We start from the raw sequence: 12,226 nt of genomic DNA, 5'->3' as shown, positions 1-12,226 counted from the left end.
CTCTGCGAGATCGGGCGGCGCGGTCAGGAGAGCGCGCGGCCCGGGCCCTTCTTGATCTGGTCGACGATGAGCCGGGCGAGCGCCTGCTGCCCGGCGACCGTCGGGTGGTAGCTGCGCGGCTCCGCCTCGAGCGCCGCGAGGTTGAGCGTGAGCCCGTTCATGTACGCGTCGCGGCTGCCCACCTCGTGGCCGGCGAACGCGCTGAAGGCGTCCACGAACTCCACGCTGCCGTGCCGGTGCCCGGCCACCTTGCGCGCGTCCGCCTCCATCACCGACTGCCGGATCACCCCGCCCAGTTCGTAGGCCCGCGCGTTCAGCCAGCGCTGGTCCGGCACGGTGATGTTGTCCCCGTCCACGCCGCTGACCTCGGAGAACGCCTTGGGGTAGGACATCACGATCACCCGCGCCTCCGGCGCCCGCGCGGTGATCTCGGCCAGCAGCGCGGGCAGGCTCTCCCGGAGCCCGGCCATCCGCCGGGCGATCTCCTCGCCCTGCCCGGAGCAGCCCCTCCCCCACGGCAGCTTGACCACGCAGCCGGCGAGCACCCGCGAGAACCCGACGTCGTTGCCGCCGATGCTGATCGTGATCAGGCTGGTGTCCCGCCCGACACGGCCGATCTGCGGGGGTTCGCCGCCCCTTCCGTCCAGCACGTCGTCGGTGGTCGCGCCCGAGCACGCCCAGAACGCGCTGCCCTTCGCGAAGCGGAACGCCTGCGAGACCTCGTGGTAGTACGCCTTGGACGTCCGGTGGCACCGGTCGAGCGGGTTCTGGTCTCCCACCGTCGCCTCCGCCCCGACGCCCGCCGAGTAGGAGTCCCCCAGCGCGACATAGGCGCCCCGCGTCGCCACCTCGACCGGGGTGATCGCCGGGGTGGCCGCGGCGACCGGGTCCGCGCGCCGCTCGGGATCCGTAGCGCGGCAGCCGCTCCCGAACACCTCGCACCGCGCCGCCGGCATCGCCACCAGCGGGACGACCGCCAGCGCCAGCAGCAGCGCCAGGAGCGCGAGCGCGGCGCCCCGCTCGCCGAGACGGCCCCGCACCCATGCGACCGGGCTGATCATCGTTCTCCTTCGTCCACGCGCCGGACGTCCATGGGCCAGACGTCCGCCGAGCGCCCCGGGTTCCCGCCTTTACATTGTAGATCTTTAACTGGAGGGCCGGAGCGGCGCCCACATGACGATCCGCGGCCCCAGTTCGTGCAGGCCGGCCGCGATCTCGGCGTCCCAGTAGGACCTGATCCCCGGCCCCCACCGCTCCCGCGGCAGCTCCGCGAACCCGTGCCGGGCGTACCAGGGGCCGTTCCACGGGACGTCCCGGAACGTCAGCAGGCTGACCCCGGGCCGCCCTGCCGCGGCGGCCCGCGCCTTGACCTCGTCCAGCAGCAGGACGCCGATCCCCCGCCCCACCAGGTCGCCGCGCACCGAGATCTGCTCCAGGTGCGCGGCCCCGTCGACCTCCTCGACGGCGGCGAACCCGACCGGCGGGTCACCGGCCACCACGATCTCCGCGCCCCTGCCGATCATCTGCTCGGCCACGGTCGGGCCGGGCGGGAACACGATCCCGATCTCGCCGAACATCGCGTCGCCCGAGTTCTCGATCTCCGCCAGCCCCGCCAGGTCACCGCCCCGCGCCGTCCGGACCTCATGCTCCATGCCGCGATGGTAGGCGCTCCCCCGAGCGCCGTCCCCCGATTAAACGGCGCCTCAGGCGTAGAAGCGCGAGTGCCAGTCCATCGGCGGCTCGCCGTAGGAGTCGGCGGGCGGGCTCGGGCCGAACTCGACCGCGCTGCCCTCGGCGAGGACGGCGATGACGCCGGCGGCCTCGGCGCCCGCGCGCCAGTGCTCGGGGACCGCCCGGGAGCCGTACCGGGCGCCGAGAAGGTTCCCGCAGATGGCGCCGGTGGAGTCGCTGTCGCCGGAGTGGTTGACCGCCAGCAGCGTCCCGCGCGGGACGATCTCCAGCGGGTGGCCGCCCGCGGCCTCCGCGGCCAGCGCGGCGTGCACGGCGATGGCGAGGGCCTCCGGCCCGGTGAATCCGCCGCCGAGGCTCTCCAGCCGCTCGGGCGCCTGGGACGCCGGACCGCCGCGCGGCAGCGCCAGCGCCTTCTCCAGCGCCCCCGTCGTCTCCTCGTGCCCTTCGTGCTCGCGCAGTCGCGCCATGGCGTGCCCCAGCGCGTCGACGAGGGTGGCGCCGTGGACGAGCGCCGACACCGCCACGGCGAGCGTGCCCGCGGGGAGGCGGCCGGACGGGTGGCCGTGGGTGAGCGCCGCCGTCCCCTGCCCCCGGGTGAAGACGGCCCCGGGATCGGGATACCCGAAGCCGCAGGGCGCGGCCCGTACCGTTCCGGCGCAGCCCTTGGAGTCATTGACGGGTTCGTCCACCCTGCCTAGGGGCCACCCCGGCTTGCCGCGCTCCGCCGCCATCCGCAGCGCGGCGAGGGTGGTGCGGCCGGCGCCGCGCCGGGCCGTCACCGCCGGATCGCGAAGCGCCGGCCCGCTCACCAGCAGATCCTGCTCGGGCATCCGCTCGCCCTGCGCGCGCAGCCACGCGAGGTAGTTCGCCTGCACCAGCCCGAGGTACGCGCCGCCGATCCCCTTCGCCCGGGCCCGGATGGACGCCTGGACGCCCGCCTGCGCGGTGAGCAGGCTCAGCTGCGTCGCCTCCCCGATCTCCGCCCGTCCCGGCAGGCCCGTCACGCCCGCGGGCCCGTAGCCCGCGCGGATCTCGGCGATCGACATCCCCTCCACGGGACGTCCGAGCGCCTCCCCGACCGCCCCGCCGAACAGGCACCCCAGCATCCGATCGCCCGCCATGTCCGCCATGCCCGACACGCTACCGACCCGCCGGCCGCGCGTCCCGGCGAAGATCATCGGGCGGCCCGGCGCCATGCATCGAAGGAAGCCCGCGCCAGGCCCTTCCCCGCCGACGCTCGGACACCCGCTGAGCGCAAGGGAGCCACCACGGTCCAGGTGACCGCTCCCTCCCGGAGGGGAGCCGGATCACGCGCGGGAGGGAGGTACCCCAGCGGGCGGAAGCCGTTCACTGGCCGTGCAGACAGGCCGCACGACCGAAAGGGCGAACATGCTGAGGAACCCGACGGCGATGATCCGCCGGATGCACGGAGACACCGTCGAGGGCGCCCCGCGGTGGGCGGTCGTCTCCGCCTACGCCGCCAGCCTGGTGGTCCTGCCCTCCTGCCTGTGGCGGATCGCCCTCGGCTTCGGCGCTCCGATCGGCCCGCTGCGGGGGGACATGGGCGACGCGCGCGGCGACCTGCCCGGCTGGGTCCCGATGTGGGGCTACACGATCTTCCTCAGCGTCCTCAGCGAGGCGCTGGCCTTCCTCGCCGTCGGCCTGGTGGCCCGGTGGGGCGAGGTGGTCCCGCGCTGGATCCCCGGCCTCGCCGGGCGCAGGGTGCCGGTCCTGGCCGCCGCCGTCCCGGCGGGCACGGGCGCCGCCGTCCTCACCATCGGAACGCTCACGGCCCTCCCCGGCTTCAACGACTTCACCGCGCCGGACGGGACCGCGGTGCGGCTCGAAGGCTGGAGGCTCATCCTCTTCGCCGTCTCCTACGGCCCCCTCATCGCCTGGGGCCCGCTCCTCGCCGCCGCGACCGTCGCCTACTGCCTCCGCCGCAGGCAGCGCCCGTCCCCGACCGCCCTGACCACACCGTGAACATGCAGCACCCTAACCGAAGGCACACCACCCCGGCGGTGACCAGCGGCACCGCACCCGGCTGCGACCTCAGCGCACCGAAATTGGGCTGCGTCCGGGACGTGACAGTGGCCATGCTGGGGCATGGCGTGGAAACTGACCGGTGATGTCGAAGAGTTCCTAGCGCGCGCGGATGCGTTCTTGCGCGCCGATCCCGTCGCGAACACCGTGCCGCTGACCGTGACCAAGGCGATCCGGGCGCAGGGCCCCGGCCTCTTTCCCAAAGCGCTGTTCGGCTGGTGGACGGCGGGCGGCGACGTGGCGGGCACCTGCGTGTGGACGGGGGGCGTACCCGGTCATGCTCAGCGCGATGCCGGCGCCCGCGGCGCCTGAACTGGCCGAGGCATTGGCCGAGCGGGAGGCGGAGGTCCCCTGCGTCAACGGGACGCCGGAGGCCGCGGAGGGCTTCGCGGCCGCGTGGACCCGCCGGACCGGGAGCCCTGCCCGCGTCGCGCGCCGCGCGCGGCTCCACCGGCTGGCGGGGCTCGTCCTGCCGGATCCGCCGCCGGACGGCGCCGCGCGGGTCGCGGACGGCGGGGACCGGGAACTGGTGCTCGACTGGTACGCGGCGTTCCACCGGGACGCAGGCGGCTACGGGGACCCGAACCCGGCGCTGGTCGACGGCAGGCTCACCGAGGGCGGCATCATGCTGTGGGAGGCGGGCGGCCGCCCGGTGGCCCTGGCGGGACGGACATCGGCGGTCGCGGGGACGGCGCGCGTGGCGCCGGTGTACACCCCGGCCGGGCACCGCCGCCGCGGGTACGGGGCCGCGGTGACCGCCGCCGTCACCCGCGCCGCCCAGGACTCCGGAGCCGCGGAGGTCGTGCTGTTCACCGACCTCGCGAACCCGACCAGCAACGGCGTCTACCACCGCCTCGGCTACCGCCCGGTCGAAGACCGCCTCGTCCTCGCCTTCACGCCACCAGCCCGGCCCTGAAGGGCCGCTCTCAACGGCCGTCTCCCGATCATCGCGGCCCCGGCGGTCCAGGGGGCAGGGGGCGCCACCGCCACGGGGCTACTTGACGCCCGCCTCCTTCATGTCGCGTAGTTCGCGCTTGAGTTCCTTGATCTCGTCGCGGAGGCGGGCGGCGAGTTCGAACTGCAGGTCGGTGGCGGCCTGGTGCATCTGGTCGGTCATCTGCTCGATGAGGCCCTCCAGCTCCTCGCGGGGGCGCTCGCCGACCAGGTCGGCGGCGTGCCGGCCGGCCTCCCTGGTGCGGGAGGCGAGACCGGGGACGGGCGCCTTGCCGCGGCTCTGCTGGCGGCCGCCGCCGCCGATCAGGGTCTCGGTGTCGGCGTCCTCGCGGGCGAGGGAGTCGAGGATGTCGGCGATCCGCTTGCGCAGCGCCTGCGGCTCGATGCCGTGCTCCTCGTTGTAGGCGCGCTGCTTGGCGCGGCGCCGGGTGGTCTCGTCGATCGCCCGCTCCATGGACGGGGTGACGGTGTCGGCGTACATGTGGACCTGGCCCGACACGTTGCGGGCCGCGCGGCCGATCGTCTGGATGAGGGACGTCTCGGAGCGCAGGAAGCCCTCCTTGTCGGCGTCCAGGATCGCCACGAGGGAGACCTCGGGCAGGTCGAGGCCCTCGCGGAGCAGGTTGATGCCGACGAGGACGTCGTAGTCGCCGGCGCGCAGCTCGCGCAGCAGCTCGATGCGGCGCAGGGTGTCGACCTCGCTGTGCAGGTAGCGGACCTGGATGCCGAGTTCGAGCAGGTAGTCGGTGAGGTCCTCGGCCATCTTCTTGGTGAGGGTGGTGACCAGGACGCGCTCGTCGCGCTCGGTGCGCTCGCGGATCTCGTGGATGAGGTCGTCGATCTGGCCCTTGGTCGGCTTGACGACGATCTCGGGGTCGATCAGGCCGGTGGGGCGGATGACCTGCTCGACGACGTCGCCCTTGACGCGGTTCATCTCGTAGGGGCCGGGCGTCGCCGACAGGTAGACGGTCTGGCCGATCCGTTCGAGGAACTCCTCCCACTTCAGCGGGCGGTTGTCCATGGCGGACGGCAGCCGGAACCCGTGCTCGACCAGCATCCGCTTGCGGGACGCGTCGCCCTCGTACATGGCGCCGATCTGCGGGACCGTCTGGTGGGACTCGTCGACGACGAGGAGGAAGTCTTCGGGGAAGTAGTCCAGGAGGGTGTTGGGGGCGGTGCCGGGGCCGCGGCCGTCGATGTGCCGGGAGTAGTTCTCGATGCCGGAGCAGGTGCCGACCTGCCGCATCATCTCGATGTCGTAGGTGGTGCGCATGCGCAGGCGCTGCGCCTCCAGCATCTTGCCCTGCCGCTCCATGACGGCGAGGGCCTCCTCCAGCTCGGCCTCGATCTGGGCGATGGCGCGCTCCATGCGCTCGGGCCCGGCGACGTAGTGGGAGGCGGGGAAGACGTACAGCTCCTCGTCCTCGGTGATCAGCTCGCCGGTGAGCGGGTGCAGGGTCGCCAGCTTCTCGATCTCGTCGCCGAACATCTCGATCCGGACGGCGAGCTCCTCGTACTGCGGGATGATCTCGACGGTGTCGCCGCGGACGCGGAACGTGCCGCGGGTGAAGGCGAGGTCGTTGCGGGTGTACTGCATGCCGACGAGCTGCCGGAGCAGGTCGTCGCGGTCGATCTCCTGGCCGACGTGCAGCCGGACCATCCGGTCGACGTACTCCTGCGGGGTGCCGAGGCCGTAGATGCAGGACACGGACGCCACCACGACGGTGTCGCGGCGGGTGAGCAGCGAGTTGGTCGCCGAGTGCCGCAGCCGGTCGACCTCGTCGTTGATCGAGGAGTCCTTCTCGATGTAGGTGTCGGTCTGCGGGATGTACGCCTCGGGCTGGTAGTAGTCGTAGTACGACACGAAGTACTCGACGGCGTTGTTGGGCAGCATCTCGCGCAGCTCGTTGGCGAACTGGGCGGCGAGGGTCTTGTTCGGCTGCATGACGAGGACGGGCCGCTGGAGCTTCTCCACCAGCCACGCGATCGTGGCGGTCTTGCCGGTGCCGGTCGCGCCGAGGAGCACCGCGTCCTTCTCACCCGCCGAGACGCGGGCGGCGAGCTCGGCGATCGCCTGCGGCTGGTCGCCCGACGGCGTCATCTCGGTGACGACCTCGAACGGCGCCACGCGACGCCGCAGGTCCGTGACTGGGCGCATCGACACTCCCCTGGATCCGGCGTTCTCCCTGCTCTCCCAACTGTATGCAGGGGCTCGGACATTCCGCGGCCGCGCGGGCGGCGTCGCGCGGGATCAGGAGGCGGGCAGCGGGAGCCGGGCCCGGACGGCGTAGCCGCCGCCGCGGGGGCCGGCGTCGAAGCTGCCGCCGAGGGCGGTGACGCGCTCGCGCAGCCCGACCAGGCCGTTCCCGCCGGAGGGCAGCCGGTGCTGGGGCCCGGCGGTGGGCGGCTCGTTGGCGATCTCCACTTCGACCGCCTCCGGGAGGAGGCCGAGGTGCACGCGGGTGTCGGCGGCGCCGGCGTGCTTGTGGACGTTGGTGAGGGCCTCCTGCACGAGCCGGTAGACCGTCCGGCCGACGGCGGCGGGCATGGGGCGCTCCTCGCCGCGGATCGTCAGGTCCACGCGCAGGCCCGCGGCGCCGGACTGGCCGACCAGCTCGCGGAGGTGGGCCAGCGTCACCTCCTGCTGGGGGAGGGCCTCCTCCCCCTGCCTGAGCACCCCGACGACATGGCGGAGCTCCTCCAGCGCCTGCCGCCCCATGTCGCCGATGACCGAGGCGGTCTCGGCGGCCCGCTCCGGGTCGCGGACGGCGATCGCCTTCAGCGCGCCCGCGTGGACGACCATCACGCTGATGCGGTTGGCGACGACGTCGTGCATCTCCCGCGCGATGCGGGTGCGTTCCTCCCCGCGCGCGCGTTCCGCGAGCAGGTGCTGCTCGCGTTCGAGCCTCGCGGCGCGTTCCTGGAGCGAGACCAGGAGCTGCTTGCGCGCGCCCATGTAGAGGCCCAGCAGGACGGGGACCCCCACGAACGCGATCCCGAAGATCGACTGTGCGAGGAAGGACTCCGTCGCCGCGGTGGGGGCAGGGAAGACCAGGTTGGCGACGTAGCCGCCGAGCGCGATGACCACCACCGTGCGGCGGGACGCGGTGTAGGCGGCGAGCGAGTACAGGACGATGAGGGTGCTGAACGCCCCGGCGCCCGTGACGGTGCCGTACACCACCGCGAACACCGCCAGCCCCACCGGGTGGGAGCGCCGCACGATCAGGGCCAGGCCGAGCACGACGCTGCAGGCCGACACGACCGGGGGCGGCAGCCAGAAGCTCTGTTCGGCGAACCACAGGAAGAGGCCGTCGCCCACCGCGAATGTCAGGGCGATCGCGACGTCGAAGGCACGGGAACGCCGGGTGGGCCATGCCCCCGACCACCATCCCCGTACGCGCATGGCGATGAGCCTATAGCGACTTAAAGGGCGCCTGTCGCACATGTGAGCACAGCCCTTACCTGCAGGGCTTTTCCAGCGAATGGACGCTGTGGTTACGATGACCGCGCCGGTCGGGCCGTTCGAGGGGGCCGCCCCTCGGCGCCCCGAGCGCCCCGGCGCCGACTAGGACGGGGAAACCGCACAATGGCCCGATTCGCCAACTGGTTCGGGAAGAACGCCGACGCCGTGATCGCGCTGGTGCTGGCGGTCGTCGTGGCGGTGCTCGGGCTCGGGGTGAACCTGCCGAACGAGACCGAGATCACCAACAGCGGGATCCTCGCGGTGATCGGCCTGCTGGCGACGTCGGTGCTGCGCGACCGCGGGCGGCGCGTCCCGGTCGAGGCGGAGGTGCGCGACACGCTGCGCGCCTCGGCGGCCACGCTCGGTGAGCTCGACGCCAAGCTGACCCACATCGAGGCGTTCGAGGGCGTCCTGTCCGACACCAAGCGCGCCCTGGACGAGACCACGGTCGTGCGGGTCATCAGCGGGGCGCAGGTCGCGCAGGTCCTGGCGGAGGCCCGCCGCGCCACCGACCGGTGGTTCTTCAAGGGCGGGACGGGCACCTACATCCGCGCGCGCACGCTGCCCGAGTGCGTGGCGGCCGCGCGGCGGGAGCGGCGGACGCTGCTGTTCCGCATGGAGATCCTCGACCCCACCAACGTGGAGGTGTGCGAGGCGTATGCGCGTCACCGCCGCTCGGTGTCGGACGGGCCGGACGCCACGGGCGAGCCGTGGACGCTGGAACGCACCCGCAAGGAGGCGTACGCCACGATCCTGGCGGCGTGCTGGCACAAGCAGCGGTTCGCGATGCTCGACATCGACATCGGCCTCGCGCAGACGATGACGACGCTGCGCTACGACCTCGCCTCCTCGGGCGTGGTGGTCACCCGCGACGATCCGCGCGGCGAGGCCCTGGTCGTCGACAGCGCCAAGTTCTACTACAGCTGGGTGAGCGCGGAGCTGCAGACGAGCCTCGACCAGGCGCGGCGCGTCCCGGTCGAGCAGGCCAGGCTGGCGCCCCTCGACGACGAGCCGACCGTGGAGGAAGTGCGCAAGCTCTTCGAGGTCATCGGAATCGACCTCGCGCAGGGCTATACCGACCGCGACGTCATCGAGATCATACGTAAGGCCCTGCGGGCCAAGGACCCCTACGAGTGACGCGCGGATGACGGTGCGGGGCGCGGGAGACGGTCCGGGGGGCGACGGTGACGGTGAAGGGTGAGGCCGCCGGAGTGAGGTACGAGGAGATCCGCGAGGAGATCCACGCCGGTACCGCGGCCCGGACGCTGCCGGAGCGGGTCGGGCGGATCCTGGGCGGGGTCCTGGACGACGCCGCGGGGGGCCGCTCCCGCGTTCCGGCGGTGCGGCACCCGCTGGGCTTCCTGTGCCTTCCCCTGGAGCGCAGCGGTGACCTCGGGGTGTGCCTGCACATCTGGACGCCGGAGGTGCGTCCGGCGCCGTCCACCACCTCGCCGGTCCACTGCCACAGCTGGGATCTGCTCAGCTTCGTCCTGTACGGGACGGTCCGGAACGTGCGGATGGACGTCAGTGAGGCGTCCGCCACCGGGACGCAGCAGGTCTTCGAGGTCGTGAGCCAGGGCGACCTGGACGAGCTGAGGGCGACCGGGCGCGCCGTCCACTGCGCTCCCGCCAGGTCCAGCACGCACCGGACCGGGGAGTCGTACACCCTGCCCGCCGGTGTCTTCCACAGCACGCTGATCGAGGACGGCCTGGACGCGGCCACGGTCGCCCTGGGCCGGCAGACGCCGGGCGGGGGCGATCTGTCGCTCGGCCCTCTGGACGTTCCCAGCCACAGGGTGCGCCGCTCGCGTTCCGACCACGCCGACACGCTGCGGGCCTTGCGTCGCTCCGCCCGCAGGATCGCCGCCGCCCACTGCTCGCCGCGCCGGTAGCCGGACGCCGGATCCCCCTGGAGAGGCCCGATGAGACCCACGCCCCCGTCAGCGGCCCTTCCGGTCGATCTTTCCAGGGCCCGCCGCGTGGCGGTTCAGGCGGCGGAGGCGGCGGGCGCGCTGCTGAGCGCCCGCGTGGACGGCCCCCTCGGGGTGCGTCCGAAGGGCGCGGGCGGGGACGTGGTGACCGAGCTGGACACCGCCGCCGAGGACCTGATCGTGAAGCGGCTGCGGGCCGCGTATCCGGGGCACCGGATCATCGCCGAGGAGTCCGGGATCCTCGACGGCGCGCCCGGCGAGGACATGGTCTGGCTCGTCGACCCGCTGGACGGCACCAACAACGTGGCGATCGGCATGCCGGTGTACGCGGTCGGGCTGGCGTTGTGCGCGCGCGCCGAGCCGGTCCTGGGCGTCGTGCACGACCCGGTGAGCGGCCGGACGTGGTCGGCGGTGCGCGGGCGGGGCGCCATGGGACCGGACGGGGGCCCTCTGACGCTGGCCGACCGCCCCAGGCCGGGACGGGAGAGGAACCCGCTCCTGGCGTGGACGCAGGGCCACCAGGTCGGTGCGGGCGATCCGGTGGCGTTCGCCATGCGCTCGGCCCTGGAGCTGCGTTGCGCGCGGATGCTGCAACTGTGGGCGCCGCTGGTGGCGTGGACGATGCTGGCGAGGGGCGACATCGACGGCATCGTCGGCTATCTGCCCGAGATCGTGGACCTGCCCGCCGGGATGCTGGTGGCCGCCGAGGCCGGCGCGGAGCTGCGCCGCCTGGACGGGGCGCCGTACGAGCTGGGCATCGACCGCCCGCCGTCCGAGCTGGGCTTCGTCGCGGCGCGTCCGGAACTGCTCGACCGGCTCCTGGAGACCACGGCGAAGATCGACCCGCGGGACGGGCGCGCCCCCCTCGCCCGGTGAGCCGGTTTCGCGGCCGGAAGCGGACTCAGCCGGTCAGCAGGAGGGCTCCGACGGCGGCGGCCGAGCCCGCCACGGCCAGGGCCGTGCCCGCCAGGACGAACGTGCGCATCGGCACGCGCACGTCCCAGCGCCGGCACCACTCGAACCACAGCAGCGTGGCCAGCGACCCCCAGGGCGTGATGACGGGTCCCACGTTCGTCCCTACGAGCAGGGAGAGCAGCTGGTCCTTGTTCGAGGCGGGCACAGCCGACTCCCCGGCCACGTAGGCGGGGAGGTTGTTGAGGACGTTCGACAGCCCCGCCCCCGAGAACGCCGCCCGCACCGCGCCTGCCGTACCGCCGTCGTCGCCGATCAGGGCGCGCATGGCGTCGTCCAGCCCGAACCGCTCCAGGGTGGGGACGACGAGGAACAGCCCGGTGACGAACACCATGAGCTGCCAGGGGATGAGCGCGGGGCGCAGCACCGACCGGTCGCGCACGGCGAAGGCGACCACGGCCACGACCGCGGCGGCCGTCGCTGCGACGCCCAGCTGGATCCCGGTGTGCACGCCCGCGAGGATCGCCGCGATGAACAGCAGGCACGCGGCACCCGTGGCGGAGAACAGCACCCGGTCCTGGACGGGGACTGGGGCGGGCGGGTCGTAGGTCTCCTCGCCGCGCATCCGACGCCGCCAGTAGAACACCCAGAGCAGCACCATGGTCACGGCCAGGACCGCCAGTTGCGGCACCCACATCCGCGCCGCGAACGCGCGGGTCTCCAGAGCCACACGGTCGGCGGCGAGCAGATTGGTCAGGTTGGACACCGGGAGCAGAAGGCTCGCCGTGTTGGCCAGCCACACCGTCGTCATGGCCAGCGGGAGGGTCGCGATCCGCGCGCGCGCCGCCAACGCCAGCATGACCGGGGTCAGCAGTACTGCGGTCGTGTCCAGATTGAGGAACACGGTGGTGAGCGACGCGAACGCCACGCACAGCAGGAACAGCGCGGCGTAATTGCCGCGCCCGGCCTTGGCCATCCGCTGCGCGATCGCGTCGAAGACGCCCGCCTCCTTGGTCAGCTCCGCCAGGATGATGACGCTGAACAGGAAGAGCAGCAGGGGGGCGATCCGTCCGACGCTGGAGCGGGCCGTGTCGGCGGGCAGCAGGCCGGTGGCGACGAACACCAGACCGAGCGCCAGGACGGCGATGCGGATCCAGTCGAGGGCGCCCAGGGAGGCGGCGGCACGGCGCAGGGCCTCGGTCGGAGGGGGCGGCACGCGCGTCATGATTCC

Annotated in this window: 12 protein-coding genes; 6 read left to right on the top strand and 6 right to left on the bottom strand. The window is 73.3% G+C overall.

What is annotated here, in order from left to right:
• Positions 1–23: 23 nt before the first annotated feature.
• The 3 genes from AB0C84_RS01495 to AB0C84_RS01485 form a co-directional block, all read right to left on the bottom strand.
• Complete coding sequence (locus AB0C84_RS01495; RefSeq protein ID WP_361060071.1) at positions 24–1,061, bottom strand: SGNH/GDSL hydrolase family protein; 1,038 nt, start codon at positions 1,059–1,061, stop codon at positions 24–26.
• An 84-nt stretch (positions 1,062–1,145) separates the two neighbouring features.
• Positions 1,146–1,652 (bottom strand): GNAT family N-acetyltransferase, encoded by a 507-nt coding sequence (locus tag AB0C84_RS01490; protein WP_361060069.1) that lies wholly within the window; start codon positions 1,650–1,652, stop codon positions 1,146–1,148.
• Positions 1,653–1,703: 51 nt separating this feature from the next.
• The gene (locus AB0C84_RS01485) at positions 1,704–2,822 is read right to left on the bottom strand and encodes an ADP-ribosylglycohydrolase family protein (protein WP_361060067.1); all 1,119 of its coding nucleotides are present in this window, start codon (positions 2,820–2,822) and stop codon (positions 1,704–1,706) included.
• Positions 2,823–3,114: 292 nt separating this feature from the next.
• On the opposite strand from AB0C84_RS01485, the gene AB0C84_RS01480 reads away from it, so the two are divergent.
• The 3 genes from AB0C84_RS01480 to AB0C84_RS01470 all read left to right on the top strand — a co-directional run bounded on the left by AB0C84_RS01480 (position 3,115) and on the right by AB0C84_RS01470 (position 4,651).
• Positions 3,115–3,675, top strand: coding sequence for a hypothetical protein (locus AB0C84_RS01480; RefSeq protein ID WP_361060064.1), 561 nt, complete (start codon positions 3,115–3,117; stop codon positions 3,673–3,675).
• A gap of 123 nt (positions 3,676–3,798) precedes the next feature.
• Positions 3,799–4,047, top strand: coding sequence for a hypothetical protein (locus tag AB0C84_RS01475; protein WP_361060062.1), 249 nt, complete (start codon positions 3,799–3,801; stop codon positions 4,045–4,047).
• Positions 4,025–4,651 (top strand): GNAT family N-acetyltransferase, encoded by a 627-nt coding sequence (locus AB0C84_RS01470; RefSeq protein WP_361060060.1) that lies wholly within the window; start codon positions 4,025–4,027, stop codon positions 4,649–4,651. Before AB0C84_RS01475 ends, AB0C84_RS01470 begins: the two co-directional genes overlap by 23 nt.
• A 78-nt stretch (positions 4,652–4,729) precedes the next feature.
• Here AB0C84_RS01470 and uvrB read toward each other — a convergent pair whose 3' ends face one another.
• Both uvrB and AB0C84_RS01460 read right to left on the bottom strand, forming a co-directional pair.
• The gene (uvrB, locus tag AB0C84_RS01465; RefSeq protein ID WP_361060058.1) at positions 4,730–6,847 is read right to left on the bottom strand and encodes an excinuclease ABC subunit UvrB; all 2,118 of its coding nucleotides are present in this window, start codon (positions 6,845–6,847) and stop codon (positions 4,730–4,732) included.
• Between the two features lie 93 nt (positions 6,848–6,940).
• Positions 6,941–8,092, bottom strand: coding sequence for a histidine kinase (locus AB0C84_RS01460; RefSeq protein ID WP_361060055.1), 1,152 nt, complete (start codon positions 8,090–8,092; stop codon positions 6,941–6,943).
• Between the two features lie 183 nt (positions 8,093–8,275).
• Between AB0C84_RS01460 and AB0C84_RS01455 the strand changes: the two genes are divergently transcribed.
• Genes AB0C84_RS01455 through AB0C84_RS01445 form a run of 3 tightly spaced genes read left to right on the top strand, consistent with a single transcriptional unit; the run spans position 8,276 to position 10,959 of the window.
• Positions 8,276–9,289 carry a hypothetical protein gene (locus tag AB0C84_RS01455; RefSeq protein WP_179842705.1) on the top strand — a complete coding sequence of 338 codons (1,014 nt, stop codon included), beginning with the start codon at positions 8,276–8,278 and terminating at the stop codon, positions 9,287–9,289.
• 47 nt (positions 9,290–9,336) lie between these two features.
• Positions 9,337–10,044, top strand: a complete 708-nt coding sequence (locus AB0C84_RS01450) for a hypothetical protein (protein WP_361060051.1) — start codon at positions 9,337–9,339, stop codon at positions 10,042–10,044.
• A gap of 30 nt (positions 10,045–10,074) precedes the next feature.
• Entirely contained in the window at positions 10,075–10,959 is an 885-nt protein-coding gene (locus AB0C84_RS01445; RefSeq protein ID WP_361060048.1) for an inositol monophosphatase, read from the top strand.
• Between the two features lie 25 nt (positions 10,960–10,984).
• Here AB0C84_RS01445 and AB0C84_RS01440 read toward each other — a convergent pair whose 3' ends face one another.
• A complete protein-coding gene (locus tag AB0C84_RS01440) occupies positions 10,985–12,211 on the bottom strand; it encodes an SLC13 family permease (protein WP_361060045.1) in 1,227 nt (408 codons plus the stop codon).
• Positions 12,212–12,226 lie beyond the last annotated feature (15 nt).

Origin of the sequence: Actinomadura sp. NPDC048955, from assembly GCF_040649435.1 — a bacterium.
GTDB lineage: Bacteria > Actinomycetota > Actinomycetes > Streptosporangiales > Streptosporangiaceae > Spirillospora > Spirillospora luteofluorescens.
This window is presented reverse-complemented; position numbering and strand designations above follow the sequence as displayed.

Excerpts from the sequence above, each read along its gene's own strand:
- uvrB (WP_361060058.1), bottom strand. The coding sequence starts at position 6,847 with ATGCGCCCAGTCACGGACCTGCGGCGTCGCGTGGCGCCGTTCGAGGTC.
- AB0C84_RS01445 (WP_361060048.1), top strand. The coding sequence starts at position 10,075 with ATGAGACCCACGCCCCCGTCAGCGGCCCTTCCGGTCGATCTTTCCAGG.
- AB0C84_RS01475 (WP_361060062.1), top strand. The coding sequence starts at position 3,799 with ATGGCGTGGAAACTGACCGGTGATGTCGAAGAGTTCCTAGCGCGCGCG.
- AB0C84_RS01485 (WP_361060067.1), bottom strand. The coding sequence starts at position 2,822 with ATGGCGGACATGGCGGGCGATCGGATGCTGGGGTGCCTGTTCGGCGGG.
- AB0C84_RS01470 (WP_361060060.1), top strand. The coding sequence starts at position 4,025 with ATGCCGGCGCCCGCGGCGCCTGAACTGGCCGAGGCATTGGCCGAGCGG.
- AB0C84_RS01455 (WP_179842705.1), top strand. The coding sequence starts at position 8,276 with ATGGCCCGATTCGCCAACTGGTTCGGGAAGAACGCCGACGCCGTGATC.
- AB0C84_RS01460 (WP_361060055.1), bottom strand. The coding sequence starts at position 8,092 with ATGCGCGTACGGGGATGGTGGTCGGGGGCATGGCCCACCCGGCGTTCC.
- AB0C84_RS01490 (WP_361060069.1), bottom strand. The coding sequence starts at position 1,652 with ATGGAGCATGAGGTCCGGACGGCGCGGGGCGGTGACCTGGCGGGGCTG.
- AB0C84_RS01480 (WP_361060064.1), top strand. The coding sequence starts at position 3,115 with ATGCACGGAGACACCGTCGAGGGCGCCCCGCGGTGGGCGGTCGTCTCC.
- AB0C84_RS01495 (WP_361060071.1), bottom strand. The coding sequence starts at position 1,061 with ATGATCAGCCCGGTCGCATGGGTGCGGGGCCGTCTCGGCGAGCGGGGC.